This window comes from Streptomyces sp. NPDC050315, assembly GCF_040655775.1.
Classification (GTDB): Bacteria; Actinomycetota; Actinomycetes; order Streptomycetales; family Streptomycetaceae; genus Streptomyces.
Window position 1 is genome coordinate 270,165 of record NZ_JBFAKN010000002.1, and the last position, 25,684, is coordinate 295,848.

The window sequence follows — 25,684 nt, forward strand, 5'->3', positions numbered from 1 at the left end:
GGTCATGGCCAAGAACAAGAAGACCCAGGACAGCAGCCGGAAGGCCGCCGAACAGGCGGAGCGCGGACAACAGCAGGCCCAGCAGTCGGCGATGGAAGCACGGGCCAAGTCGGCCGTCGAAGCGAACCCGGGCGATGTCGCCCGCAAGCACCGCGAGCGCCGCTTCGGCCACAACTGACGGCCGCCGTACGAAAAGGGGCGCGCCCCGGGGAGCTCCCGGGGCGCGCCCCTCGCGTCGCGTGCGTACCGACCGCTCAGCCCGTCAGGCAGGACGCGCCGAGCAGTACCTTCAGATCGCCGAACAGCGACGGGTCGGCGGTGACGCGGTGCTTGTCCAGGCGCAGCACGGTCGTCTTCTGCGTGCCCTGGAGCTTGATCCGCACCTCCGTGGAGCCGCGGTGCTGGTTCAGTACGTCGCCCAGCTTCTCGACCAGCGGCGGGGTGACCTTGAGCGTCGGGATGGTGATCGTCAGCGGTGCGTTCGCGCCGGCGTCCGAGAGGTCGGGGATCATCATCTCCATGGCGACCAGCCGCGGGACGTCCTCGCGCTTGTCGAGGCGGCCCTTGACGAAGACGATCGCGTCCTCGACGAGCTGGGTGGAGACCAGCTGGTACGTCGCCGGGAAGAACATGCAGTCGATGGAGCCCGCCAGGTCCTCGACGGTGGCGATCGCCCAGGCGTTGCCCTGCTTGGTCATCTTGCGCTGCAGGCCCGAGATGATGCCGCCGATGGTGACGATCGAGCCGTCCGAGTAGTCGCCGCCGGTCAGCTGCGCGATCGCGGCGTCCGCCTTGTCGGACAGTACGTGCTCAAGACCGAACAGCGGATGGTCGGAGACGTACAGACCCAGCATCTCCCGCTCCTGCGCGAGCAGATAGGTCTTGTCCCACTCGACGTCGGAGAACTCCACGTCCAGGCCGAAGCCGGGGCCGCTGTCCTCGGCGGCGTCGCCCATCCCGCCGAAGAGGTCGAACTGCCCCTCGGCCTCCTTGCGCTTCACCTGCACGACGTTGTCGATCATCGTCTCGTAGTGCGCCATCAGGCCCTTGCGGGTGTGGCCCATCTCGTCGAACGCGCCGGCCTTGATCAGCGACTCGGTGGTGCGCTTGTTGCAGACCACCGCCTCGACCTTGTCCAGGTAGTCCGGGAAGGAGGAGAACTTCCCCTTGGACTTCCGGCTGCGGATGATCGCCTCGACGACGTTCGTACCGACGTTCCTGACCGCGGAGAGACCGAAGAGGATCACGTCGTCGCCCTGCGCCGCGAAGTTCGCCTCGGACTCGTTGACGTTCGGCGGGAGGACCTTGATGCCCATCTTGCGGCATTCGTTCAGATAGACCGCCGACTTGTCCTTGTCGTCGCGCACCGAGGTGAGCAGCGCGGACATGTACTCGGCCGGGTAGTTCGCCTTGAGGTACGCGGTCCAGTACGTGACCAGGCCGTACGCGGAGGAGTGCGCCTTGTTGAACGCGTAGCCGGCGAACGGGACCAGCACGTCCCACAGCGCCTGGATCGCCTGGTCGGAGAAGCCGTTCTTCCGGGCGCCGGCCTGGAAGAGGACGAAGTTCTTCTCCAGCTCCTCGGGCTTCTTCTTGCCCATCACGCGGCGGAGGACGTCCGCTTCGCCCAGCGAGTACCCGGCGACGATCTGGGCGGCCTTCTGGACCTGCTCCTGGTAGACGATCAGGCCGTAGGTGAGGCCCAGGACCTCCTTGAGCGGCTCCTCCAGCTCCGGGTGGATCGGCGTGATCTCCTGGCGGCCGTTCTTCCGCTCCGCGTAGTTCGTGTGGGAGTTCATGCCCATCGGGCCCGGGCGGTACAGGGCCGAGACGGCGGAAATGTCCTCGAAGTTGTCGGGCTGCATCTGGCGCAGCAGCGAACGCATCGGGCCGCCGTCGAACTGGAAGACGCCGAGCGTGTCACCCCGGCAGAGCAGCTCGTACGTCTTCGGGTCGTCCAGCGGGATCTCCAGGAGGTCCAGCTTGACGCCCTTGTTGGCCTCCACCATCTTCCGGGCGTCGTCCATGATGGTGAGGTTGCGCAGGCCCAGGAAGTCCATCTTGAGCAGGCCGAGCGACTCGCACTGGGGGTAGTCCCACTGCGTGATCGTCACGCCGTCGGTGTGCCGCGTCCACAGCGGGGCGTGGTCCACGATCGGCTCGCTGGACATGATCACGCCGGCCGCGTGCACACCCATCTGCCGGACCAGGCCCTCCACACCCTTGGCGGTGTCGATGACCTTCTTCACGTCCGGTTCGTTCTCGTACATCGACCGGATCTCGCCGGCCTCGCTGTAGCGCGGGTGCTCCGGGTTGGTGATGCCGTCCAGGTCGATGCCCTTGCCGAGGACGTCGGCGGGCATGGCCTTGGTGAGCCGGTCACCCATGGCGTACGGGTAGCCGAGCACGCGGGCCGAGTCCTTGATCGCGTTCTTGGCCTTGATCTTGCCGTACGTGCCGATCATGGCGACCTTGTCGGCGCCGTACTTCTCCGTGACGTACCGGATCACTTCGACGCGCCTGCGCTCGTCGAAGTCGATGTCGACATCGGGCATGGAGACACGCTCGGGGTTCAGGAACCGCTCGAAGATCAGCCCGTGCTCGATCGGGTCGAGGTCGGTGATGCCCATGGCGTACGCGACGATCGAACCGGCCGCAGAACCACGGCCCGGTCCCACGGCAATCCCGTTGTTCTTCGCCCACATGATGAAGTCCGCGACGACCAGGAAGTACCCCGGGAACCCCATCTGCAGGATGATGTCCATCTCGTACTCGGCCTGCCGCTGCCGGTCCTCGGGGACGCCGCCGGGGAAGCGGCGCGCCATGCCCCGCCGGACCTCCTCCTTGAACCAGGTGACCTCGGTGAAGCCCTCCGGGATGTCGAACTTCGGCATCAGGTCGCGCTTCTCGAACATCCCGGTGGTGTCGATCATGTCCGCGATCAGCCGGGTGTTGTCGCAGCCCTCCTGCCAGGCCTCGGAGGAGTCGATGGCGTACATCTCCTCCGTGGACTTGAGGTAGTAACCGGTCCCGTCGAAGCGGAAGCGGTCGGGATCCGACAGGTTCTTACCGGTCTGGATGCACAGCAGGGCGTCGTGCGCGCTCGCCTCGTGCGAGTAGGTGTAGTGCGAGTCGTTGGTGACCAGCGGCGGGATGCCCAGCTCCTTGCCGATCTTCAGCAGGTCCTCGCGGACCCGCCGCTCGATCTCGATGCCGTGGTCCATCAGCTCCAGGAAGTACCGGTCCTTGCCGAAGATGTCCTGGTACTCGGCCGCCGCCTTCTTGGCCTCCTCGTACTGCCCCAGGCGCAGCCGCGTCTGCAGCTCACCGGACGGGCAGCCGGTCGAGGCGATCAGCCCCTCCGACCACTGCGCGATGGTCTCCTTGTCCATGCGCGGCCACTTCTGCAGCCAGCCCTCCTTGTACGCGTCGGAGGAGAGCCGGAAGAGGTTGTGCAGGCCGGTCTTGTTCGCCGCCCAGATCGTCTTGTGGGTGTAACCACCGGAACCGGAGACGTCGTCGCGCTTCTGGTGCGGCTGGCCCCACTGGATCTTGCGCTTGTGCTTGCGGGAGGCCGGGGCGACATACGCCTCGATGCCGATGATCGGCGTCACACCGGCCTTCTGCGCGCTGTGGAAGAAGTCGTACGCGCCGTGGAGGTTGCCGTGGTCGGACATGGCGATGTGCGTCATGCCCATTTCATTGGCGGCATTGAACATGTCCTTGAGCCGCGCGGCACCGTCCAGCAGCGAGTACTGGGTGTGAACGTGCAGGTGCGTGAACGGCGGCTTGGCCACGGCGAAGGACCTCCGGGAAACAGTCGGCGGGCGAGGGGGTGGACGGTCAGGAAGTCTACGACTCCGGACTGACAATCCGAGCCTCCGCCGGGCACGCGCAGGTAGCCTCGCGCGTTGTCAGTCATGGAACATCCGTCCGGAAATATACGGCCATACCAAGGCCACCAGGAGGCACCCAGCGATGTCGGACCAGCACGTCCCGGCCAAGGACGCAGCAGCACGCGGCGAGGAGATACTCGCCGTCTTCGACACCGCCTTCGGGGAGCTGCTGGCCGCCGACCCCGCGGCCTTCCGGGTGAAGTTCCGCAAGATGGCGGCCTCCGCCTTCGCCTTCTACCGCGGCGCGGCCTGCCTGTTCTACAAGGACCTGGAGGCGGGCAAGGACACCGGCCCGTATCTGGACGACCGGACCGGCCGGGTGTGGATCCACGGCGATCTGCACGCGGAGAACTTCGGCACGTACATGGACGCCACCGGCCGGCTGATCTTCAACGTCAACGATTTCGACGAGGCGTACGTCGGCCCCTTCACCTGGGACCTCAAGCGCTTCGCCGCCTCCGTGGCGCTGATCGGATACGCCAAGGCGCTCAGTGACGAGCAGATCACCGACCTGGTGCGCACGTACGCCACCGCCTACCGGGAGCGCATTCACGCGCTGGCGACGGGCACGAAGAACGACGAGGTGCAGCCCTTCACGCTGGACACGGCGCAGGGGCCGCTGCTGGACGCGCTGCGCAACGCCCGCGCACGGACCCGTTTCGCGCTGCTGGACTCGATGACGGAGATCCGCGACTTCGAGCGGCGGTTCGCGCCGGGCGGCGGCGCCATCGAGCTGGACGCGGCGACGCGGTACAAGATCCTCGCGGCGTTCGACGGCTATCTGGAGACGCTCCCGGAGTCCAGCCTGTCCCGGCCGGACTCCTACCGCGTCAAGGACGTGGTCGGCCGCCGCGGCATCGGCATCGGCTCGGCGGGCCTGCCCTCGTACAACATCCTGCTGGAGGGCAACAGCGACGCGCTGGAGAACGACGTCGTCATCTACATGAAGCAGGCGCAGACCCCGGCGGTCTCCCGGCACGTCACGGACCCCGAGGTGCGCGCGTACTTCCAGCACGAGGGGCACCGCACGGTGATCTCCCAGCGCGCGCTGCAGGCGCACGCCGACCCGTGGCTGGGCTGGACGGAGCTGGACGGCAGCGGCCAGCTGGTCGCCGAGGTCTCGCCGTACGCCGTCGATCTGGACTGGTCCGACATCGACGAGGTCGAGGAGATCGCGGCCGTGGTGGCCGACCTGGGCCGCGCGACGGCCGCGATGCACGCGGCGGCGGACGACGAGAGCGGCCACTCCCTCGTGCCGTTCTCGACGGAGCGGGCGATCGACGCGGCCATCGCCGCCGACGAGGAGGGCTTCCCCGAGCTGCTGGTGGACTTCGCGCACGGCTACGGCTCCCGGGCCCGCCGCGACCACCAGATATTCGTTGACCTCTTCCGCAACGGCCGCATCCCGGGGATGTGATCCGCGGGGCCCGGTTCCGGGCCCCGATTCACAGAAACCCCTTAAGCGGCGCTTATCCGGGCCCATGGCAGACTCGATTTCGATGGACATCTCGGCGGCACACCTGCGGGCACTGCGCGCGGCGCTCTTCACGGCGCTCTGCGTGACGCTGTCCGCTGCCTCTCATGTGCTGCTGTCCCGGATGCCGCTGCCGCTGACCACGGTGGCCGCGCTCGCCGTCGCCGTGTTCGTCCTCGCGTACGCGCTGGCCGGCCGGGAGCGCCGCTTCGGGCCGATCGCCGCGTTGCTCGTACCGCTGGAGCTGGCCGCCGACACGGTGTTCAGCGCCGGTCAGCACGCCTGTTACGGCGCGGCCGGCGGCCCCGTCGCCGGCCCGCTGCGCTCGCTGGGCGTGGACCTGCTGTGCCGCGGCGGCGACGTCGGCGCGCCGCTGGCCCCGGCCGCCGGACACCAGCCCGCCCCCGCCTCCACCTGGCTGCTGCTGCTCGCCGCGCATGTCGCGGTCGGCCTGCTGGCCGCCGCCTGGCTGCGCCGCGGCGAGGCGGCGCTCGCCCAGCTGCTGGGCGCGCTCGCCGTCTTCGCGCTGCGCCCGCTGCTGGTCGCGGTCGCGGTGCTCACCGCGGGCCGCGCCCCGCGCCGCCCGGCCGTGCGCCCCGCGCCGGCCGCCGGCCCCGCCCTCAGTACCCCCCTGCTCGTGCACTGCGTCGTACGCCGGGGACCGCCGGCCTGCTCCCTCGCGGCCTGATCCGCGAGTCACCGGTCCCCTTTTCGTATCCCCGTGCGGGGCGCACGCCGCCCCGGCACACAGCAGACTCCTGGAGCGACACGATCATGAGCAACCGCAACAGCCAGGCGAACAAGCAGGCAGCGCGTGAGCGGCTGCGCGCCGAGCGCGAGCGGCAGGCCAAGAAGGACAAGATGCGCCGTCAGCTGACGGTCGGCGGCGCCATCGTCGTCGTCCTGGCCATCGCCGGCGGCATCGGCCTGGCCGTCGCCAACTCCGGCGGCGGCGACGGCAGCCCGGAGGACACCTGGGCCAACGCCAAGGACGCCAAGCTGGTCAAGCCGGCCAACACCTCCGGCGCCGACGGCACGACCGTCACGATCGGCAAGAAGGACGCCAAGAACACCCTCGCGCTGTACGAGGACCCGCGCTGCCCCGGCTGCGCCAACTTCGAGCAGAACGTCGGCAAGACCGTCGAGAAGGACATCACCGACGGCAAGTACAAGGCCACCTTCCACCTGGGCACGTTCCTGGACGACAACCTCCAGGGCACCGGCTCGAAGAACGCGGTGAGCGCGCTGGGCGCCGCGCTGAACAAGAGCCCCGAGGCGTTCCTCCACCTCAAGGAGGCGCTGTACTCGAAGAAGTACCACCCGGAGGAGACCGGCCCGGACAAGTTCGCCGACGACGCGTACTTGATCGAGGTCGCGAACACGGTGCCCGAGCTGAAGGGCGACAAGGCGTTCCAGAAGGCCCTGAAGGACGGCACGTACGACCGCTGGGCGCTGACGATGTCGGACGCGTTCAACAAGGCCAAGGACGTGCGGAGCACGCCCACGATCAAGCTGAACGACAAGCTCCTCTCGGCCGACGGCCAGAGCGCGCCGTCCACGGTCGATGTGTTCAACTCCCTTGTGGACAAGGGCCTCAAGAAGTAGCGGACACCTCCGCCGCGGCCGGCGGGCGTACGGGCGGCAGCCGTCCCGTACGCCCGCCGGCCGTTGCCGAATCTTGACCCCGCGCCGGCCGGCCCCCGTGGCAGACTCCCCGCCATGGAGGGGACCGCATGAGCAACCGCAACAGCCAGGCCGCCAAGTCCGCAGCCCGGGAGCGCATACGCGCCGAACGGGAGCGGGAGAAGAAGCGCGCGAGGCTCCGCCGTCAGCTCGTCGTGGCCGGTGGTGTGCTCGGCGTCCTGGTGATCGCCGGTGGCATCGGCTACGGCGTCATGAAGGCGAACGAGCCCACCGGCTGGGAAGCCGCCAAAGAGGCCAAGCTGGTCGAGCCCGCACACACGCAGGGCAAGAACGGCACCGAGATCGTCATCGGTGACAAGAGCACCAAGGACACCCTGGAGGTGTTCGAGGACATCCGCTGCCCGGCGTGCGCGTCCTTCGAGCAGTCCACCGGCAAGGTCCTCCAGAAGGACGTCGAGGACGGCCGCTACAAGGTCCGCTTCACGATGTACGCGTTCATCGACGACATGGGCGGCGGCGAGGGCTCCAAGAACGCGCTGAGCGCGCTGGGCGCCGCGCTGGACAAGAGCCCCGAGGCGTTCCTCCAGTACAAGGAGGCGCTGTACTCGGTCGAGAACCACCCCGAGGAATCGGTGGACACCTACGCCAAGGACTCCGCGCTGCTGAAGGTCGCGGAGCAGGTGCCCGCGCTCAAGGGCGACGCGAAGTTCGAGAAGGCGGTCAAGGACGGCACGTACGACCGCTGGGCGATGGAGCTGGCCGGGCTGTTCGGCCGCAAGGGCATCAAGGGCACGCCGACCTTCATGCACGGGGACAAGAAGCTGCAGATGGCGCCGATCCCGCAGCAGCAGATGACGCAGGCGCAGTACAACAAGCTCGCGCAGGCCAACTTCAAGAAGATGATCGACGGGGAGTTCGGCCTGGCGAAGAAGTGACGGCCTGCTTGCGGTGAACGGGGTACGGGTTCACGGATTCGATCGATTCCGTACCCCTGAGAACACTTACTTGCCAGTAGGGTGATCGGCCGTGACCGATCATGACCAGATCTCGCGCCGTACTGCCGTCACGGCCGTAGCCACGACCGCCGCCCTGTTGCCCTTCGGCGCCGCCACCACCGCGCGCGCCGCCGAGCCCGCCGCCGCGTCCCCCTTCCGGCACGGCGTCGCCTCCGGCGACCCGCTGCCCGACGGCGTCCTGCTGTGGACCCGGGTGACCCCGGCCGCCGACGCACTGCCCGGCTCGGGCAAGGGCCCGGCCACCGAAGTGGGCTGGCAGGTGGCCACCGACAAGGGCTTCGCCAAGGTGGTCGCGCGGGGAACCGCGACCACCTCGGCGGCCACCGACCACACCGTCAAGGCGGACGTACGGGGACTGGCGCCCGCCACCACCTACTGGTTCCGCTTCACCGCGCTCGGCGTCCACTCCCCCGTGGGCCGCACCCGCACCGCGCCCGCAGCGGGGACCGCGACGCCGAACGTCCGCTTCGGCGTGGTCTCCTGCGCCAACTGGGAGTCGGGGTACTTCTCGCCGTACCGCCACCTCGCGGCCCGCACCGAGCTGGACGCGGTGCTGCACCTCGGCGACTACCTCTACGAGTACAAGACGGGCGAGTACCCGGCGCTGAAGTACGTGGTGCGCCCGCACTCCCCCGGCCACGAGATCCTCTCGCTGGCCGACTACCGGATCCGGCACGGCGTCCACAAGACCGACCCGGACGCGCAGGCCATGCACGCCACGCACCCGGTGATCGCGATGTGGGACGACCACGAGTTCGCCGACAACGCGTGGCAGGGCGGCGCGTACAACCACACGGCGGGCGCCGAGGGCGACTGGGCGGCGCGGATGGCCGCGGCGAAGCAGGCGTACTTCGAGTGGATGCCGGTACGCCCCTCCACCGCCGGCACCACCTACCGCCGCCTGCAGTTCGGCACGCTCGCCGATCTGCACCTGCTGGACCTGCGCAGCTTCCGGGACGAGCAGGTGCCGGTCGGCAGCGGCAAGGTCGACGACCCCGGCCGCACGCTCACCGGGCGGGCCCAGCTGGACTGGCTGAAGGCGGGGCTGGAGCGCTCGGCGGCGGCCTGGCGGCTGGTCGGCACCTCCGTGATGGTCTCGCAGGTGGCCTTCGGGTCGGTGCCCGCGCATCTGCTGGGGCCGCTCGCCGAGGTGCTCGGCATGCCCAAGGAGGGGCTGGCCACGAACACCGACCAGTGGGACGGCTACACCGACGACCGGCGCGAGCTGCTCACGCACCTCAGCGACCGGTCCATCGGCAACACCGTCTTCCTGACCGGCGACATCCACATGGCGTGGGCCAACGACGTGCCGCTCAAGGCCGCGACGTACCCCTCGCAGGCCCCGGTGGCCACCGAGTTCGTCGTCACCTCGGTCACCTCCGACAACCTGGACGACGTCCTGCACGTCGCCCCGCACACGGTCTCGCTGCCCGCCGCCGCGGCCATACGCGCCGCCAACCGGCATGTGAAGTGGCTGGACATGGACGGCCACGGCTACGGCGTGCTGGACGTCACCGCCGAGCGGACGCAGATGGACTACTACGCCGTCTCCGACAAGGCCGACCAGAACGCCACGGCCTCGTTCGTGCGCGCGTACCGCACGCTCAGCGGCACCCAGCGCGTGGAGCGGGCCGACGGGCCGGTGGTCTGACCGGAGACCGCGTACGGCCGCCGGGCCGCGCCTCGGGGCTCAGGGTTCACAAGAGCTGAGGGCTCACAGGCTCGCGAGGAAGCCCAGCCCCACCTTCCAGGCGCTCTCGGCGGCCTCCTTGTCGTGGTCCGGCAGCCCGTCGTCGGTGAAGAGGTGCCCGGCCCCGGCGTAGCGGTAGACCTCCACGTCGGCGCCGGCCCGCTGCATACGGAGGTACCAGGCGTTCAGCCAGTCGTGCGGCTCGAAGGGGTCGGGGTCGGCGACGTGCAGCTGGACCGGCAGGTCGTCCACCGAGGCGTCGTCGGCGATGTCGGACGTGCCGTGCATCAGCAGCAGTCCGCGCGCCTTCTCGTCGCCCAGCGCCAGGTTCTGCGCGACGGAGCCGCCGAAGGACAGACCGGCGTAGACCAGCCCGCGGTCCGAGTACGGGGCCGCGGCCACCACCGCGCGCCGCAGCAGCTCGTCCTTGCCGATCTCCTCCTTGATCTCGATGCCGTCCTCGATGGTGTCGGCGGTGCGGCCGTCGAACAGGTCAGGAACGATCACTTCATGGCCTGCAGCGCGCAGTCGCTCGGCCGCCTCTTGTACGGCCGGCCGCAGCCCGTACACAGAATGGAACAAAATGACGGTTTGAGTCGCCGCAGAGCCGGTCACTGGATTCACTTCCCTGTCGATGGATCGCACTCCTTCCATCGTGCCAGTTACCGTCGACAGGAAGCGGACCCCGACCAGGAGGATTCACGTGTCCATGGAGGACGTACTGCGTCCGCTGATCGTCGTGGGCGGCTCGGTCGCCCTCACGCTCGCCCTGGGGTGGGCGGCCGATCTGGCGATGCGCCGGGCCGACGCCGCGCGCCCGGACACCCCGCTGTGGGGGCTGCTGCGGCGCTGCCGGATACCGCTCCAAGTGGTGCTGCTGACGGCGCTGTTGCGCGGGACGTTCGACCGCACCCGGCTCAAGATCATCGATGACCACAGCGCCGGGATCGGGCAGCTGCTCTCCCTCGTCCTGATCGCCGCCACCGCCTGGCTGGCGATAAAGGTCTCGGCGGCGATCGTGGAGTCCTCGTACTCGCGGTACGCGGCGGGCGCCCGCGACGCCGCCCGGGTCCGCCGGGTCCGTACGCAGGTCACGCTGATCCAGCGGGTGGTCACCGCGGTCGTCACGGTCGTCGCCGTCGCCGCGATGCTGCTGACCTTCCCGGAGATGCGCGCGGTCGGTACCTCGATGCTGGCCTCGGCCGGTGTGCTGGGCATCGTCGCCGGTGTCGCGGCGCAGTCCACGCTCGGCAACCTCTTCGCGGGCCTGCAGATCGCCTTCGGCGACATGGTGCGGATCGGCGACACGGTCGTGGTGGACGGCGAGTGGGGCACGGTCGAGGAGATCACGCTGACCTTCCTGACCGTACGGACCTGGGACGAGCGCCGGATCACCATGCCGGTCTCGTACTTCACCAGCAATCCGTTCGAGAACTGGTCGCGCGGCGGCGCGCAGATGACCGGCACCGTCTTCTTCCAGCTCGACCACCGCGCGCCCATCGAGGAGATGCGCGAGAAGCTGACGGAGATCCTGAAGAACTCCGACGCCTGGGACGGCCGGGACCAGACCCTGGTGGTCACCGACACCACGCCCACCACGATCGAGGTGCGGGCGCTGGTGACCGCGCGCGACGCGGACGCGATCTGGACGGTGCGCTGCGAGGTGCGCGAGCAGATGATCACGTGGCTGCGGGACGCGCACCCGTATGCGCTCCCGCGCGTCGCGACGGCCCCGGCACCCACCCTGGAGCCCGCGCCGGAGCCCCGTCCCTCCCTTGAGAAGTAGCGTTTCAGCCGGGATCAGGAGGGCGGCGTGCTGCGCATGCTCCGTACGTCCAGGTGCCGCAGCACCCGGTCGACCACCTCCGGGTCCGAGCCGGGCTCGCTGCGCGCCGCGAGCACTTCGTGGCGCGCGGCCGACAGCAGCTCGCCCTGGATGCGCTGGACCTTCTTCACGCGCGCGATGCGCCTGTCGTAGCCCTCGCGCCGCTCGTCGTCCACGATGTCCGGCGAGATGCGGGCGCCCATCTCGTACGTGCTCCGGGACAGCCGCTCCACGACCTCGTCGGACAGCTCCTCCTCCGCCAGCACCTCCTTCAGCCGCTGCCGGGACGCCTTGACCACCCGGACCGCCAGCTCGCGCTCCAGCGCGTCCTCGGCGTCCGTGTCGGCCCGCACCCCCAGCTTCTTGACCAGGAAGGGCAGCGTCAGGCCCTGTACGACGAGGGTGGCCAGCACCACGGCGAAGGCGATGAAGAGGATCTCGTCGCGGGCCGGGAACGCCGCTCCGCCGTCGATCTCGTACGGGATGGCCAGCGCCAGCGCCACCGAGGCCACCCCGCGCATCCCCGACCACCACATCACGATGGTCTCCCGCCAGCTGGTCGGGATCTCCTCCGCGATGCGGTGCCGGTGCATCCGCTTGGCCAGCCAGGCGGCCGGCAGCAGCCACAGCAGCCGCAGGCCCACCACGACCGCGATGACGGCGGCGCAGGCGCCCAGCAGCTGCTGCCAGTGCCCGGCCGCGGTGCCGAAGATGTTGTGCAGCTCCAGGCCGATCAGGCCGAACGCGACGCCGGTGACGAGGGTGTCGACGACCTCCCAGAAGGTGTGCCCGGCGAGCCGGCCCATCACGTCGTCGGCGTCGGCGGCGTAGTGCGCGAGGAAGAGCGCGGCGGTGAGCACGCCCAGTACGCCGGAGCCGTGCAGCTCCTCGGAGAGGACGTACGCCACGAACGGCACCAGCAGCGACAGGCCGACCTGGAGGGTGGCGTCGTCGACCACGTCCATCAGCTTGTTGGCCAGCCAGCCGAGCACCACGCCGACCACTATCGCCACGACGGCGGAGAGCACGAGCATGCCGACCGCGGCCGGTGCCGAGAAGGTGCCGGAGACCGCGGCGGCCAGCGCCACGTGGTACAGCACGATCGCGGTGACGTCGTTGAACAGGCCCTCGCCCTCCAGGATCGACACCAGTCGGCGGGGCAGCCCGAGCTTGCCGGCGACCGCGGTCGCGGCGACCGGGTCCGGCGGCGCGACCAGCGCGCCCAGGACGACGGCGGCGGCCACCGGCAGGCCGGGGACGACGCTGTGCGCGACGGCGGCGACGGCCGCGGTGGTCGCGAACACCAGCGCCACCGCGAGCAGGAAGATCGGCCGGATGTTGGCGGTGAACTGGCGCCAGGACGTGCGCTGCACCGCCGCGTACAGCAGCGGTGGCAGCAGCAGCGGGAGGATGTACTCCGGCGGCACGTGGACGTTCGGTACGAACGGCAGCAGGGCCAGCACGGCGCCCGCGATCGTCATCAGCACCGGTGACGGCAGCCCCAGCCGGTCACCGAGCGGGACCATGACCACGGCCCCCAGCAGCAGGACGAACATCAGGGCCAGCTGGTCCACGGCAGGCACGCTCCGGAGCTTCGAAATCAGTCGATCACTGATCAAGCCTGCCACGAAGCGCGGGAAACGCCCGCCGACGCCTCCTCCGGTGGCGGCCGTCCGCGGGCCTCGGACCCGCGGGGCCGCCCGCGAACCTCAGGCGCTCTCGGCGCGCACCCGGTCCAGGGCGCGCTGCAGGTCCTCCGGGTACTCGCTCTCGAACTCCACCCAGCGGCCGTCCGACGGGTGCTCGAAGCCGAGGCGCACGGCGTGCAGCCACTGCCGGGTGAGGCCGAGGCGCTTGGCGAGCGTCGGGTCGGCGCCGTAGGTGAGGTCGCCGACGCAGGGGTGGCGGTGCGCGGACATGTGCACCCGGATCTGGTGCGTGCGCCCGGTCTCCAGCTTGATGTCCAGCAGGCTGGCCGCGCGGAACGCCTCGACGAGGTCGTAGTGCGTGACGGACGGCTTGCCGTCGGCGGTCACGGCCCACTTGTAGTCGTGCTGCGGGTGGCGGCCGATCGGGGCGTCGATCGTGCCGCTGAGCGGGTCGGGGTGGCCCTGGACGAGGGCGTTGTACCGCTTCTCCGGGACGCGCTCCTTGAACTGCCGCTTCAGCGACGTGTACGCACGCTCGGACTTGGCCACGACCATCAGGCCCGACGTGCCGACGTCCAGGCGGTGCACGACGCCCTGGCGCTCGGCTGCGCCGGAGGTCGAGATGCGGTACCCGGCGGCGGCCAGGCCGCCGATGACGGTCGTGCCGGTCCAGCCGGGGCTGGGGTGCGCGGCGACGCCGACCGGCTTCATGATCACCACGACGTCGTCGTCGTCATGGATGATCTCCATGCCCTCGACGGGCTCGGCGACGATCTCCACGGGGGCCGGGGCCTGCGGCATCTCGACTTCCAGCCAGGCGCCGCCCTGCACCCGCTCGGACTTCATCACCTCGGCCCCGTCGACCCGGACCTTTCCGGCGGCGGCCAGCTCGGCCGCCTTCGTACGGGAAAAGCCGAACATGCGGGCCAGCGCGGCGTCGACGCGCTCGCCCTCCAGGCCGTCCGGTACGGGCAGGGTGCGGATCTCGGGAATCGTGCTCACCCCACGAGTATGGCAGTCCCCGCGGACACGTCCGTCGGCCCCGTCCCTGCCTGTGGATAACTCCGCGGGGGCGGGGAGGATCAGTCCTTGTGGACGGTGCCGTCCGGGTCCAGGCCGCGGAAGGAGAGCAGCACGATCAGGATGCCGCCGCACACGATCCCGGAGTCGGCGAGATTGAAGACCGCGAAGTGCGCGGGGGCGATGAAGTCGACCACCGCGCCCTGGAAGACGCCGGGCGAGCGGAAGATCCGGTCGGTGAGGTTGCCGAAGGCGCCGCCGAGCAGCAGGCCGAGCGCGAGGGCCCAGGGCAGGCTGTAGAGCTTGCGGGCGATCCGGAAGATCACCACGATCACCGCGGCGGCGATCAGCGTCAGGAAGATGGTCAGCGCCTCGCCCATGCTGAAGGCGGCACCGCGGTTGCGGATCACCTCGAACTGCAGCAGCGTCCCGATCACCTGGACCGGCTCGTGGTGCTCCAGCTTGGCGACCACCAGCAGCTTGCTGCCCAGGTCCAGGAGGTACACGATCAGCGCGACGAGCAACAGCGTGCCGATCCGCCGCGGCCCGCGCGGCGCGGCGCTCGCGCCCGTCGCGCCCGTCTCCGTGGCGCCCTGCTCGGCGTCCCCGCCGTCCCCCTGCCCGGGCTCCGGTTCGTTGCCCGGCGTACCGGTGATGCGCTCCGCCTCTGCCACGTGTGAGTCCCTCAGCCCGTTCCGAGTCCGCGGCCAGGCCCCCGCCTGGCTGAGCTCCGAGGGTACGGCACCGGTGCCGAGCGCAGGTGAGTACGGGTGGGGGTACGCGTACCGGAACGGCGCGGGGCCGGGGCGGCGTCACCCCGGCCCCCGTCCGTCCGTTCCTACCGGCGCTCGGTCTTCTGCTTGCACTCCACGCAGAGCGTGGCCCGGGGGAACGCCTGCATACGGGCCTTGCCGATCGGCTTGCCGCAGTTCTCGCAGAGCCCGTACGTGCCCGCGTCCAGCCGCTCCAGCGCCCGTTCGGTCTGGTGCAGCATCTCGCGCGCGTTGGAGGCCAGCGCCATCTCGTGCTCGCGGGTGATGTTCTTCGAGCCGGTGTCGGCCTCGTCACCCGTGCTGTCGCTGGAGTCCCGCATCAGCCCCGCGATGGCGTCCTCGGAGGACCGGATCTCCTCGCGCAGCCGGTTCTCCTCCTCCCGCAGCATCGAACGGGCCTCGTCGGCCTCGGCCTCCGACCACGGCTCCTCGCCCGGCCGTACGGGCAGCTCGGCGGCGGTCGCCGGGCCGGTACGCGCCTTGGGCAGGGCCGTCGCGGCGGCCGTCTGCTCACTGTCGTCCACCGCAGCGGCCGGTGCCCCGCCCGGAGTCTTCTTCGCCACCACCGTCTTGGCTCCCGTCTTCTTAGCGGGCACCGCCTCTTCCGGCGGTGCAGCCTTGCTGGCCGTGCTCTTGCCGGCGGCCGTCCCGGCGGTCGTCCCCTCGGCCTCGGTGTCCCCGGCGGACGCCTTCTTCGCCGTCGTCCGCCGAGCAGGCGCCTTCTTGGCCGCGGCCTTCTTGGCCGCGGCCTTCTTGCCCGTGGTCTTCTTGTGCGCGCTCTCCTTGGGGGGCGGATTCCCGGTCGCGGTGCTGTCCGTCCCGGAGCCGTCGGCCTCTGTGGAGGCGTGTCCCGTCGCGGCTTCATGGGCCGCGGCGTCCTCGGGCGCGTCCTCCCCCGCCGGCGCGTTCCCGGTCGCCGTCTTCTTCGCCGCGGCCTTCTTCGCCGTCTTTCCGGCCGGCGATCTCTTCGCGGCGGGCTGCTGCGACTCGTCCGCCCCGAGGGGCGCTCCGCCGGCCCGGGACGCCTCGTCCGGCCGGCCCGTCACGGGGTCGGGTGCGGGGTCCGTCGCCGGCTCCCCGGCCGCGGCTCCGTCCGGCGGCGTGCCTTGTCCGTTCGCCGCCGTGCTGTCGTGCGCGGCGGTCTCTTTCGCCACCATGGCCGCGATCCCTTCACGTATGTGATCTTGCTCGCGAATCGTGACCGGAACGATAAATCGACTCACAGCACGCGGCAACGGGACGCACCGCCCTCCACCGTCCGGTCTCCCCGCACGGGAGCCCGGTCTGCAACCGTTGTGCCCCGCTCCCCGCCCGGTAATCCGGCAGCGATCCGGCAGCCCATCAGGGGCGCGGCGGCTCCTTCGTACGCCTGCCGCATTCCGTCGCGTTGCGTATCGCCATTCGGGTCAAGCTTCCCGCCGCCGGTACCTCAGTCGGCGCAGCCGGGAAAACCGGTCGGCCGTCCCGTCCCGCGCCCCGTACACTGGCCACAGCGAAAGGCGTGGATGGGACGAGTAGCGCCGTACGCAGCCAAGAGCGACCCGGGGACGGTGGGAGCCCGGGGGTGTGCGCGACGTGAAGATCATCCCGGAGCCGCCGGAAGAACGCCCCAGGAAGCCCCCTGGGTGTCACTAGACCCGGCATCGCGACCCCAATGAGGGGGCCGAGGAGTTCCTTCTCGGCCAAGGAGGGTGGTACCGCGGGAGCAGCAGCTCTCGTCCCTCCGGTCGGAGAACGCAAGCGGTGTCCGCCGGAGGAAGCCCCCGATGAGTCCCACGCCCCAGTACAACCAGGTGCCCGCGCAGGTGGACCTGCCCGCCCTTGAGCACGCCGTGCTCGACTTCTGGCAGGAACAGAAGGTCTTCGCGCGCACTCTTGAGCAGTCCGAGGGACGCCCGGAGTGGGTGTTCTACGAGGGCCCGCCCACGGCGAACGGCATGCCCGGCGCGCACCACATCGAGGCCCGCGTCTTCAAGGACGTCTTCCCCCGCTTCCGGACCATGCAGGGCTACCACGTCGGCCGCAAGGCCGGCTGGGACTGCCACGGCCTCCCGGTCGAGCTGGCCGTGGAGAAGGAGCTGGGCTTCAACGGCAAGAAGGACATCGAGGCGTACGGCATCGCCGAGTTCAACGCCAAGTGCCGCGAGTCGGTGACCCGGCACACGGACGCCTTCGCCGAGCTCACCACCCGTATGGGCTACTGGACCGACCTGGATGCCCCGTACCGCACGATGGACTCCGACTACATCGAGTCGGTGTGGTGGTCGCTGAAGGAGATCTTCAAGAAGGGCCTGCTGGTCCAGGACCACCGCGTCGCCCCCTGGTGCCCGCGCTGCGGCACCGGCCTCTCGGACCACGAGCTGGCCCAGGGGTACGAGACGGTCGTCGACCCCTCGGTCTACGTCCGCCTGCCGCTGACCTCCGGCCCGCTGGCCGGCGAGGCGGCGCTGCTGATCTGGACGACCACGCCGTGGACGCTGGTCTCCAACACCGCGGTCGCCGCGCACCCGGACGTCACGTACGTCGTCGCGACGAACGGCGAGGAGAAGCTCGTCGTCGCGGAGCAGCTGGTCGAGAAGGCGCTCGGCGAGGACTGGAGCACCACCGGGCAGACCTTCACCGGCCGCGAGATGGAGCGCTGGGCGTACGAGCGCCCGTTCGGCCTGGTCGAGCTGGAAGGCGCCAACTTCGTCGTCAACGCCGAGTACGTCACCACCGAGGACGGCACGGGCCTGGTCCACCAGGCGCCCGCCTTCGGTGAGGACGACCTCAAGACCTGCAAGGGCTACGGCCTGCCGGTCGTGAACCCGGTCCGCCCCGACGGCACCTTCGAGGAGGAGCTCGCCCTGGTCGGCGGGCAGTTCTTCAAGAAGGCCGACGAGGCGCTGGTCGCCGACCTGGACGCGCGCGGCCTGCTCTTCCGTCACCTCGCGTACGAGCACAGCTACCCGCACTGCTGGCGCTGCCACACCGCGCTGCTGTACTACGCCCAGCCGTCCTGGTACATCCGCACCACGGCCGTCAAGGACGCGCTGCTGCGGGAGAACGAGAACACCAACTGGTACCCGGAGTCGGTCAAGCACGGCCGCTTCGGCGACTGGCTGAACAACAACATCGACTGGGCGCTGTCCCGCAACCGCTACTGGGGCACCCCGCTGCCCATCTGGCGCTGCGCGGAGAACCACCTCACCTGCGTCGGCTCGCTCGCCGAGCTGACGGAGCTGACGGGCACGGACCAGTCGGGCCTGGACCCGCACCGCCCCTTCATCGACGACATCACCTTCACCTGCTCCCACGAGGGCTGCTCGGCAGAGGCCGTACGCGTCCCCGAGGTCATCGACGCCTGGTACGACTCGGGTTCGATGCCGTTCGCGCAGTGGGGCTACCCGTACCGCAACAAGGACCTCTTCGAGAAGCGCTACCCGGCGCAGTTCATCTCCGAGGCCATCGACCAGACCCGCGGCTGGTTCTACACGCTGATGGCGGTCGGCACCCTGGTCTTCGACAAGTCCTCGTACGAGAACGTCGTCTGCCTGGGCCACATCCTCGCCGAGGACGGCCGGAAGATGTCCAAGCACCTGGGCAACATCCTCCAGCCGATCCCGCTGATGGACCAGCACGGCGCGGACGCGGTCCGCTGGTTCATGGCGGCCGGCGGCTCCCCGTGGGCCGCGCGCCGCGTCGGCCACGGCACGATCCAGGAGGTCGTCCGCAAGACGCTCCTGACGTACTGGAACACCGTCGCCTTCCAGGCACTGTACGCGCGCACGACCGGCTGGGCGCCGAGCGCCTCCGATCCGGCGCCTGCCGACCGCCCGGTCCTGGACCGCTGGCTGCTCGGCGAGCTGAACTCCCTGGTCGAGGAGGTCACCACGGCCCTGGAGGCGTACGACACCCAGCGCGCGGGCAAGGCGCTCTCCGCCTTCGTCGACGACCTCTCGAACTGGTACGTGCGCCGCTCCCGCCGCCGCTTCTGGCAGGGCGACGCGGCCGCGCTGCGCACCCTCCACGAGGTCATCGAGACGGTGACCCGCCTGATGGCGCCGCTCACCCCGTTCATCACCGAGCGGGTCTGGCAGGACCTGGTCGTCCCGGTCAGCCCGGACGCGCCGGACTCCGTCCACCTGTCGAGCTGGCCGGTGGCGGACAAGGACGCCATCGACCCGACGCTCTCCACGCAGATGGCCCTGGTCCGCCGCCTGGTGGAGCTCGGCCGCGCGACGCGTGCCGAGTCCGGTGTGAAGACCCGTCAGCCGCTGTCCCGCGCGCTGGTCGCGGCGGCCGGCTTCGAGACGCTCTCCGACGATCTGCGCGCCCAGATCACCGAAGAGCTGAACGTCTCCTCGCTGGCGTCGCTCTCCGAGGTCGGCGGCTCCCTGGTGGACACCACCGCCAAGGCCAACTTCCGCGCCCTGGGCAAGCGGTTCGGCAAGGGCGTCCAGGCGGTCGCCAAGGCCGTCGCCAACGCGGACGCGGCGGCGCTGTCGCTCGCGCTGCGCGAGGGCACCGCCTCGGTCGAGGTGGACGGCGAGACGGTCACCCTGGCCCCGGACGAGGTCATCATCACCGAAACCCCGCGCGAGGGCTGGTCGGTGGCGTCCGACTCGGGCGCGACCGTCGCCCTGGACCTGGAGATCACCCCGGAGCTGCGCCGCGCCGGCCTCGCCCGCGACGCGATCCGCCTCATCCAGGAGGCCCGCAAGAACAGCGGCCTGGACGTCGCGGACCGGATCGCGCTGCGCTGGGAGTCCACCGACGAGGAGGTCCGGACGGCACTGGCCGACCACGCCGGGCTCATCGCCGATGAAGTCCTGGCGGCGGAGTTCGTCTCCGGCGAGGCGGACGACACCTTCGGCGAGCCGTTCACGGACGAGCCGCTGTCCCTGACGTTCCGTCTGCGGAAGGTGTAATCACAAGGGCTGCCGCCCGCACACCGTTCCGAGGTCCCCGGTACACCCGTACCGGGGACCTCGGCGTGTCTCGACTCGCCTCAGCTTGGCGGGCTGCCCGGCAGCGGGACCGGGTCCGGAGTGCGCAGTCCATCGAGTACGACCCGGAGATGGCGTTCCCACTGCCGCTCGCCCGCGGTCAGCCCGACCGTGCGGCCCGTGGTCGCCACGGCCGCCAGCAGGAACGGCACGTCCTGCCAGGCCACATCGGCCCGCAGGACACCGGCTTCCTGGGCGCGTGCCACCAGCGCGCGCACCCGCCCCCTGAGGTCGGCCAGGGTCTGCTCGAAGACCTCGCCGCACGCCCCGCCGAGCGCCTCCCCGATCCCGCAACTCTCGGTGCGCAGGCCGACGTAGGCGGTGGCGAACGTCGTGAAGCCGTGCCAGGGGTCCGGGTCGGCCAGCGCCCGGTCGGCCAGCTCCATGACCTCGGCTAGCACGTCCTCCAGTACCGCTTCCAGCAGCGCTTCCCGGGACGGCACGCGGCGGTAGAAGGTCCCGACCCCCACCCCGGCCCGGCGCGCGATGTCGTGCGCGGAGACCTCGACGCCCACCTCGGCGACGGCGGTACGGGCCGCGGCCACCAGGCGTTCGACGTTGCGCCGGGCGTCGGCCCGCGGCCGGTTCCCCGAGCCGTCCACCAGCAGGCGGTCGACTGCCGTACGCGGTGTGTCCATGGACCGGATCCTAGCAACAAGCGGACAGATCTTGTCCGGTTAGCTAGTCTGAGTAAACGGACAAGATCTGTCCGGTTACTGCCCTGGAGTGGCGTGCATGGACTTGAACTCGAAGAAGATCCGGGTGGGCATCGTCGGCGCGAACCCCGACCGCAGCTGGGCGGCCCGCGCCCACGTCCCCGCCCTGCAGGCGCTGCCGGAGTACGAGATCACCGCGGTCGGCACGACCCGCGCCGAGAGCGCCCGGTCGGCCGCGCGGGAGTTCGGCGCCGCGCACGCCTTCACCGACGCGGCCGAGCTCGCCCGGCATCCGGACGTCGATCTGGTGGCCGTCACCGTCAAGGTGCCCGCACACGCCGAGCCGGTTCGCGCGGCGCTGGCGGCCGGGAAGCACGTGTACTGCGAGTGGCCGCTGGCCCGCACGACGGCCGAGGCCGCGGAGCTGACGGCGGCGGCGGAGGCCGCGGGCGTCCACCACACGGTCGGGCTGCAGGCCCGGCTCTCCCCCGCGCTGCGGCACGCCCGGGAGTTGATCGAGAGCGGCCGCATCGGGCGGGTCGTCTCCGCGAGCGTCCACGCCACCCGCGGCAAGGGCGCGGGCCGCCGGGTGCCGGCCTGGGGCGCGTACACCTTGGACCGTTCCAACGGCGCCGGGACGCTGGAGGTGGCCGGTGGCCACACCCTGGACGCCCTGCAGTACCTGCTCGGCGACATCGAGGACCTCTCGGCCACGCTCTCCGTGCAGCACCCCGTCGCCGTCGTCGCCGAGACCGGCGCCGAGGTGGCGGCCACCAGCCCCGACCACCTCCTGCTGCACGCCACCCTCACCGGCGGCGCGTCGGCTTCCGTACACCTCCACGACGCCAGATCTTCCAACGCCGGTACCCGAATCGACATCTCCGGCACCGACGGCGACCTGGCGCTCGTCTCCGCGGGGCCGTACGCACCGGCCGGCATCCAGATCGGCGACCTGCGGCTGTGGGGCGCCGCGGCCGGGGAGCACACCTGGCAGGAGATCCCCGTTCCCGGCGCGCAGGACATACCCGGGCTCGCCGACGAGACCGAGGGTGCCAATGTGGCGCGCCAGTACGCACGGCTCGCCGCCGACCTGCGGAGCGGCACCCGCGGCGGCACGGACTTCGCCGCCGGACTGCGGCTGCACCGGCTGCTCGACGCGGTCCGGCGGTCCGCCGCGTCGGGGACGCGGGTGACCGTATGACGTACGCGGGGAACACCTGACCGTACGCACAAAAGGGCCGGGCCCCCGGGGAAAGATCCCCGGGGGCCCGGCCCTGATTGCCGACTAAGTGCGACGCTGCCGCGTCAGCCGCGTCAGTTGTCGTCCTCGTCGATGAGGAAGCCACGCATCGGCGACGGAGCCTGCTGCATCTGCTGCTGGCCCTGCGGCCGGACCGGCGCCATCGGCTGGGTCATGGCGGGCGACATCTGCTGCTGACCGCCGTACGACGGGGCATTGCTGCCGTTCGAGCCGCCGTGGCCGCCCATGGACTGGTTGCCGCCCATGGTGTGGCTGGAGCCGCCGCCCATGGAGCCGGCACCGGCCGACGCCATCGACGGGGACGCCGGCAGCGAAGCGGCGGCCGGGGTCCGCGGCGGGGCGAGCGACTCGTCGGAGGAGTTCTCCAGCTGGCGCAGCTGGCTCTCCAGGTACGACTTCAGTCGCGTGCGGTACTCGCGCTCGAAGCCGCGCAGGTCCTCGACCTTGCGCTCCAGCGTGGCGCGGGCGGACTCCAGGGAGCCCATCGCAACGCGGTGCTTCTCCTGCGCGTCCCGCTCCAGCGCGTCGGCCTTGGCGCGGGCGTCCCGCTCCAGGCCCTCGGCGCGGCTGCGGGCCTCGCCGACGATCTTGTTGGCCTCGGAACGGGCCTCCGCGATCGCCTGGTCAGCGGTCTGCTGCGCGAGCGACAGCACGCGCGCGGCGCTGTCACCGCCCGGGCCGCCCTGGCCGCCCGGCTGGGGCAGCTGCGGGCCACCCTGGGGGCCGCCCTGCGGACCACCCATCGGGCCGCCCATGGGACCGCCGGGGACCATCTGGCCGCCGTGCGGGCCCTGCGGACCGGGGCCGTGGCCACCGGGACCTGCGGGCAGCTGCGGTGCACCGCCGGGCAGCTGGGGCGGGCCACCCATCCCCTGCTGCTGGCCGGGCGGGACCGGCTGCGGACCCGATATGGCGGCGGGCACGGGGGCACCGGGCCGCTGCTGCTGCGGCGGACCGTCCTGCTGCTCCTGCTGCTTGCGCATGCCCTGCTGCTGCTGGCTCTGGGCGGCAGCACGAGTGGCGGCGGCCAGCTTGGCGCGCAGGTCCTCGTTCTCCCGGAGCAGACGGGTCAGTTCTGCTTCGACCTCATCGAGGAAGGCATCGACCTCGTCCTCGTCATAGCCTTCTCGGAGGCGGACGGTCGTGAACTGCTTGTTCCGCACGTCCTCGGGGGTCAACGGCATCTCTTCTTCACCTCAACGTAGTCGTCGGCAATCGGCAAGACCGTATCGTTCACACCAACAACACCGACCTGACGACGGTGATCAGGATGTAGACGATGATCATCAATACGAAGAAGGACAGGTCGAGCGCCACGCCCCCGAGACGCAGCGGCGGGATTACCCGCCGCAGAAGCTTGAGTGGCGGATCAGTGACAGTGTAGGTGGCCTCCAGTACGACCACCATCGCCTTGCCGGGTTGCCATGATCGGGCGAACTGGAAGACATAGTCCATCACCAGCCGGAAGATCAGTACGACCAGGAAGCAGTACAACGCGATGTAGATCACTTGGCCAGCGATACTCATCTCGCGCTTCCCTCTCCCCTTGCTTTCGTATCAGGTCTTCCGGGCGGTGTGCCCGGTGTTGCGTCTCAGCTCTGATTGAAGAACCCGCCCTCTGCGATGCGGGCCTTGTCCTCCGCCGTGACATCGACGTTAGCAGGAGACAGCAGGAACACCTTCTGTGTCACCCGCTCGATGCTCCCGTGCAAACCGAACACCAACCCGGCCGCAAAGTCGACAAGTCGCTTCGCGTCCGTGTCGTCCATCTCCGTCAGATTCATGATCACCGGAGTGCCCTCACGGAAGTGTTCCCCGATGGTACGGGCCTCGTTGTAGGTCCGGGGGTGCAGTGTGGTGATGCGGTACGGCTCCCGCTCGGACACAACCTTGGGCATGATCACCGGTGCGTTCTTCTCCAGGCTCGGACGTTCGGGTGTGATGGACGCCACGGGGGCGATTCGGGCGGGTCGTCCGTTTTCCGTGCCGACTGGCGGAGACTCGCGCTGCGCCGGTGGCGATACGACTCGTGCCGGTTCGTCCCGTTCGGGGCGTGCTTCGGTGGGCGGCTGGTGCTGCTGCCGCCTCTCCGGCTCGGGCTCCGGGTCGAGTTCGGGCTCGAAGTCGTCGTCGGGGTCGAAGCCCCGGCCGTCGTACCCATCGTCCTCCACGAGGCCGAGGTAGACCGCCATCTTGCGCATCGCGCCGGCCATTCTCTGCGTCCTCCGCTCTGTGGTGGATCGGCTCCGTCACCGGTCGCCTTGGATCCACTCGGCCTGCCCGTCTTTTGACGGTAATGACCATATTTTGTGCTGTGGTCCGACTTGCTTCGCGACGTTACCCGAGCCGTGGTCGGACTCCGAGTACCGCAGTGCCCACGCGGACATGTGTCGCACCGGCGGCCACCGCGTCCTCGAGATCCGAACTCATTCCTGCCGAGACCATTTTCGCAGCAGGATGACCTGCGCGCAGGCCGGATGCGATTTCCGTCAGCCGGTCGAAAGCCGCCCGCGGCCGGCCCGCGTACTCCCCCGCCAGCGGGGCGACCGTCATCAGCCCGCCCAGCCGCAGCCCTTCGGCCGCCGCCACCGCGTCGGCCAGCGCCGCCACCCCGTCCGGACCGACGCCGCCGCGGTCGCCGCGCTCCCCCGACTCGGCGTCAAGTGCCACCTGGATCAGGCAGTCCAGCTCGCGCCCGGCACGTACGGCCTCCTTGGAGAGCGCGGTGACGAGCTTGACCCGGTCCACGGACTGCACGATATCCGCGTAACTGGCCACAGACCGGACTTTATTTGTCTGCAATTGGCCGACGAAATGCCAAGTGAGCGGCAAATCCGAGCAAGCGGCCGCCTTGGGCGCCGCGTCCTGGTCGCGGTTCTCCGCGACGTGCCGGACGCCCAATTCCGAAAGGATACGGACATCGCTTGCCGGGTAGGTCTTTGTGACCACAATCAGGGTCACATCACCACGATTACGACCGGCTTTGGCACAAGCGGTGGAGATACGGTCCTCCACCCGGGCCAGGTTCTCGGCCAGTTCCGTTCTACGGTCCGTCACAGCTCAGCCGTCCAGCCATACATAACTCGCGAGCCGCCCCGTTGTGCGGTCGCGCCGGTACGAGAAATGGTCCGCCGATTCCAGCGTGCAGATGTGGGAATGTTCACGCACCCGCACGCCGCACCGGGCGAGTTGGGCGGCCACCCCGGCCGCCACGTCCACCGCCGGGGTCCCCCAGGAGGTGGTCGCGTACGCCTCGGGCACCACGGCGGCCACCTCGGCGCGCATCGCCTCCGGCACTTCGTAGCAGCGCCCGCACACCGCGGGGCCGGTGTACGCGGCGATCCGCTCGGGGTCGGCCCCGAGGGCGGTCATCGCCTCGACCGTGGCCGGCACGACCCCGGCGACCAGTCCGGGGCGTCCGGCGTGCGCCGCTCCCGCCACCCCGGCGACCGGGTCGGCGAGGAGGACGGGGGTGCAGTCGGCGGTGAGGACGGCGAGGGCGAGGCCCCGACGGGCCGTCACCACGGCATCCACGCACGGGACCTCGGTCCCGTCGCGCCACGGCCCGTCCACGACCGCCACGTCGCGCCCGTGCACCTGGTTCATCCAGACCACATCGGCCGGATCCAGTCCGAGGGACTTGGCCGCCAGTTCGCGATTGGTCCGTACCGCCTGGGGGTCGTCGCCCACGGCGCCGCCGAGATTGAGCTCGGCATACGGAGCGGCGCTCGCTCCGCCCCACCGGTCGGTGAAGGCGAAGCGCGCGCCGCTCGCATCGTTCGTCAGCACATC

At 70.4% G+C, this 25,684-nt stretch carries 21 protein-coding genes; 9 read left to right on the top strand and 12 right to left on the bottom strand.

Going from position 1 to position 25,684, the window contains the following annotated elements; genetic code table 11:
* Positions 1 to 4: 4 nt before the first annotated feature.
* The gene (locus AB0I82_RS08235) at positions 5 to 178 is read left to right on the top strand and encodes a hypothetical protein (RefSeq protein WP_363256327.1); all 174 of its coding nucleotides are present in this window, start codon (positions 5 to 7) and stop codon (positions 176 to 178) included.
* Between the two features lie 76 nt (positions 179 to 254).
* On the opposite strand, the gene dnaE is transcribed toward AB0I82_RS08235, so the two are convergent.
* Positions 255 to 3,797 carry a DNA polymerase III subunit alpha gene (gene dnaE / locus AB0I82_RS08240; protein ID WP_363256328.1) on the bottom strand — a complete coding sequence of 1,181 codons (3,543 nt, stop codon included), beginning with the start codon at positions 3,795 to 3,797 and terminating at the stop codon, positions 255 to 257.
* Between the two features lie 181 nt (positions 3,798 to 3,978).
* Here dnaE and AB0I82_RS08245 point away from each other — a divergent pair, with 181 nt between their 5' ends.
* The 5 genes from AB0I82_RS08245 (at position 3,979) to AB0I82_RS08265 (ending at position 9,681) form a co-directional block, all read left to right on the top strand.
* Positions 3,979 to 5,313 carry a DUF2252 domain-containing protein gene (locus AB0I82_RS08245; RefSeq protein WP_363256329.1) on the top strand — a complete coding sequence of 445 codons (1,335 nt, stop codon included), beginning with the start codon at positions 3,979 to 3,981 and terminating at the stop codon, positions 5,311 to 5,313.
* An 82-nt stretch (positions 5,314 to 5,395) separates the two neighbouring features.
* Entirely contained in the window at positions 5,396 to 6,058 is a 663-nt protein-coding gene (locus AB0I82_RS08250; RefSeq protein ID WP_363256904.1) for a hypothetical protein, read from the top strand.
* Positions 6,059 to 6,144: 86 nt separating this feature from the next.
* The gene (locus AB0I82_RS08255) at positions 6,145 to 6,975 is read left to right on the top strand and encodes a thioredoxin domain-containing protein (protein WP_363256330.1); all 831 of its coding nucleotides are present in this window, start codon (positions 6,145 to 6,147) and stop codon (positions 6,973 to 6,975) included.
* 128 nt (positions 6,976 to 7,103) lie between these two features.
* A complete protein-coding gene (locus AB0I82_RS08260) occupies positions 7,104 to 7,949 on the top strand; it encodes a thioredoxin domain-containing protein (protein ID WP_363256331.1) in 846 nt (281 codons plus the stop codon).
* Positions 7,950 to 8,040: 91 nt separating this feature from the next.
* Positions 8,041 to 9,681 carry an alkaline phosphatase D family protein gene (locus AB0I82_RS08265; protein WP_363256332.1) on the top strand — a complete coding sequence of 547 codons (1,641 nt, stop codon included), beginning with the start codon at positions 8,041 to 8,043 and terminating at the stop codon, positions 9,679 to 9,681.
* Positions 9,682 to 9,744: 63 nt separating this feature from the next.
* On the opposite strand, the gene AB0I82_RS08270 is transcribed toward AB0I82_RS08265, so the two are convergent.
* Positions 9,745 to 10,374 (bottom strand): dienelactone hydrolase family protein, encoded by a 630-nt coding sequence (locus AB0I82_RS08270; RefSeq protein ID WP_363256333.1) that lies wholly within the window; start codon positions 10,372 to 10,374, stop codon positions 9,745 to 9,747.
* A 55-nt stretch (positions 10,375 to 10,429) separates the two neighbouring features.
* Here AB0I82_RS08270 and AB0I82_RS08275 point away from each other — a divergent pair, with 55 nt between their 5' ends.
* Entirely contained in the window at positions 10,430 to 11,506 is a 1,077-nt protein-coding gene (locus tag AB0I82_RS08275; RefSeq protein WP_363256905.1) for a mechanosensitive ion channel domain-containing protein, read from the top strand.
* A 14-nt stretch (positions 11,507 to 11,520) separates the two neighbouring features.
* Here the strand turns inward: AB0I82_RS08275 and AB0I82_RS08280 are convergent, their stop codons facing one another.
* From AB0I82_RS08280 to AB0I82_RS08295, 4 genes are all read right to left on the bottom strand, one after another.
* Positions 11,521 to 13,119, bottom strand: coding sequence for a Na+/H+ antiporter (locus tag AB0I82_RS08280; protein WP_363256906.1), 1,599 nt, complete (start codon positions 13,117 to 13,119; stop codon positions 11,521 to 11,523).
* A 135-nt stretch (positions 13,120 to 13,254) separates the two neighbouring features.
* Positions 13,255 to 14,196 (bottom strand): RluA family pseudouridine synthase, encoded by a 942-nt coding sequence (locus AB0I82_RS08285; RefSeq protein WP_363256334.1) that lies wholly within the window; start codon positions 14,194 to 14,196, stop codon positions 13,255 to 13,257.
* Positions 14,197 to 14,276: 80 nt separating this feature from the next.
* On the bottom strand, positions 14,277 to 14,888 hold the full coding sequence (lspA, locus tag AB0I82_RS08290; protein ID WP_363256335.1) for a signal peptidase II: 612 nt from the start codon (positions 14,886 to 14,888) through the stop codon (positions 14,277 to 14,279).
* A 164-nt stretch (positions 14,889 to 15,052) separates the two neighbouring features.
* Entirely contained in the window at positions 15,053 to 16,144 is a 1,092-nt protein-coding gene (locus AB0I82_RS08295) for a TraR/DksA C4-type zinc finger protein (protein WP_363256336.1), read from the bottom strand.
* Positions 16,145 to 16,753: 609 nt separating this feature from the next.
* On the opposite strand from AB0I82_RS08295, the gene ileS reads away from it, so the two are divergent.
* Positions 16,754 to 19,897, top strand: a complete 3,144-nt coding sequence (ileS, locus tag AB0I82_RS08300; RefSeq protein ID WP_363256337.1) for an isoleucine--tRNA ligase — start codon at positions 16,754 to 16,756, stop codon at positions 19,895 to 19,897.
* A gap of 80 nt (positions 19,898 to 19,977) precedes the next feature.
* On the opposite strand, the gene AB0I82_RS08305 is transcribed toward ileS, so the two are convergent.
* Positions 19,978 to 20,613: a TetR/AcrR family transcriptional regulator gene (locus AB0I82_RS08305; RefSeq protein ID WP_363256338.1), complete on the bottom strand. Its 636-nt coding sequence runs from the start codon at positions 20,611 to 20,613 to the stop codon at positions 19,978 to 19,980.
* A gap of 97 nt (positions 20,614 to 20,710) precedes the next feature.
* On the opposite strand from AB0I82_RS08305, the gene AB0I82_RS08310 reads away from it, so the two are divergent.
* Positions 20,711 to 21,832 (top strand): Gfo/Idh/MocA family oxidoreductase, encoded by a 1,122-nt coding sequence (locus AB0I82_RS08310; protein WP_363256339.1) that lies wholly within the window; start codon positions 20,711 to 20,713, stop codon positions 21,830 to 21,832.
* Between the two features lie 113 nt (positions 21,833 to 21,945).
* Here the strand turns inward: AB0I82_RS08310 and AB0I82_RS08315 are convergent, their stop codons facing one another.
* From AB0I82_RS08315 to pgeF, 5 genes are all read right to left on the bottom strand, one after another.
* Positions 21,946 to 23,076, bottom strand: a complete 1,131-nt coding sequence (locus tag AB0I82_RS08315) for a DivIVA domain-containing protein (RefSeq protein WP_363256340.1) — start codon at positions 23,074 to 23,076, stop codon at positions 21,946 to 21,948.
* Between the two features lie 49 nt (positions 23,077 to 23,125).
* A complete protein-coding gene (locus AB0I82_RS08320) occupies positions 23,126 to 23,419 on the bottom strand; it encodes a YggT family protein (protein WP_363256341.1) in 294 nt (97 codons plus the stop codon).
* Positions 23,420 to 23,484: 65 nt separating this feature from the next.
* Positions 23,485 to 24,105: a cell division protein SepF gene (sepF, locus tag AB0I82_RS08325; RefSeq protein ID WP_363256342.1), complete on the bottom strand. Its 621-nt coding sequence runs from the start codon at positions 24,103 to 24,105 to the stop codon at positions 23,485 to 23,487.
* Positions 24,106 to 24,229: 124 nt separating this feature from the next.
* Positions 24,230 to 24,949, bottom strand: coding sequence for a YggS family pyridoxal phosphate-dependent enzyme (locus tag AB0I82_RS08330; RefSeq protein WP_363256343.1), 720 nt, complete (start codon positions 24,947 to 24,949; stop codon positions 24,230 to 24,232).
* A 3-nt stretch (positions 24,950 to 24,952) separates the two neighbouring features.
* Entirely contained in the window at positions 24,953 to 25,681 is a 729-nt protein-coding gene (pgeF, locus tag AB0I82_RS08335; RefSeq protein ID WP_363256344.1) for a peptidoglycan editing factor PgeF, read from the bottom strand.
* Between the last annotated feature and the right edge of the window lie 3 nt (positions 25,682 to 25,684).

Coding starts and splice junctions, on each gene's coding strand:
- AB0I82_RS08235 (WP_363256327.1), top strand. CDS start 5: ATGGCCAAGAACAAGAAGACCCAGGACAGCAGCCGGAAGGCCGCCGAA.
- AB0I82_RS08245 (WP_363256329.1), top strand. CDS start 3,979: ATGTCGGACCAGCACGTCCCGGCCAAGGACGCAGCAGCACGCGGCGAG.
- AB0I82_RS08250 (WP_363256904.1), top strand. CDS start 5,396: ATGGACATCTCGGCGGCACACCTGCGGGCACTGCGCGCGGCGCTCTTC.
- AB0I82_RS08255 (WP_363256330.1), top strand. CDS start 6,145: ATGAGCAACCGCAACAGCCAGGCGAACAAGCAGGCAGCGCGTGAGCGG.
- AB0I82_RS08260 (WP_363256331.1), top strand. CDS start 7,104: ATGAGCAACCGCAACAGCCAGGCCGCCAAGTCCGCAGCCCGGGAGCGC.
- AB0I82_RS08270 (WP_363256333.1), bottom strand. CDS start 10,374: ATGGAAGGAGTGCGATCCATCGACAGGGAAGTGAATCCAGTGACCGGC.
- AB0I82_RS08275 (WP_363256905.1), top strand. CDS start 10,430: ATGGAGGACGTACTGCGTCCGCTGATCGTCGTGGGCGGCTCGGTCGCC.
- AB0I82_RS08295 (WP_363256336.1), bottom strand. CDS start 16,144: ATGGTGGCGAAAGAGACCGCCGCGCACGACAGCACGGCGGCGAACGGA.
- ileS (WP_363256337.1), top strand. CDS start 16,754: ATGAGTCCCACGCCCCAGTACAACCAGGTGCCCGCGCAGGTGGACCTG.
- AB0I82_RS08305 (WP_363256338.1), bottom strand. CDS start 20,613: ATGGACACACCGCGTACGGCAGTCGACCGCCTGCTGGTGGACGGCTCG.
- AB0I82_RS08310 (WP_363256339.1), top strand. CDS start 20,711: ATGGACTTGAACTCGAAGAAGATCCGGGTGGGCATCGTCGGCGCGAAC.
- AB0I82_RS08315 (WP_363256340.1), bottom strand. CDS start 23,076: ATGCCGTTGACCCCCGAGGACGTGCGGAACAAGCAGTTCACGACCGTC.
- AB0I82_RS08320 (WP_363256341.1), bottom strand. CDS start 23,419: ATGAGTATCGCTGGCCAAGTGATCTACATCGCGTTGTACTGCTTCCTG.
- sepF (WP_363256342.1), bottom strand. CDS start 24,105: ATGGCCGGCGCGATGCGCAAGATGGCGGTCTACCTCGGCCTCGTGGAG.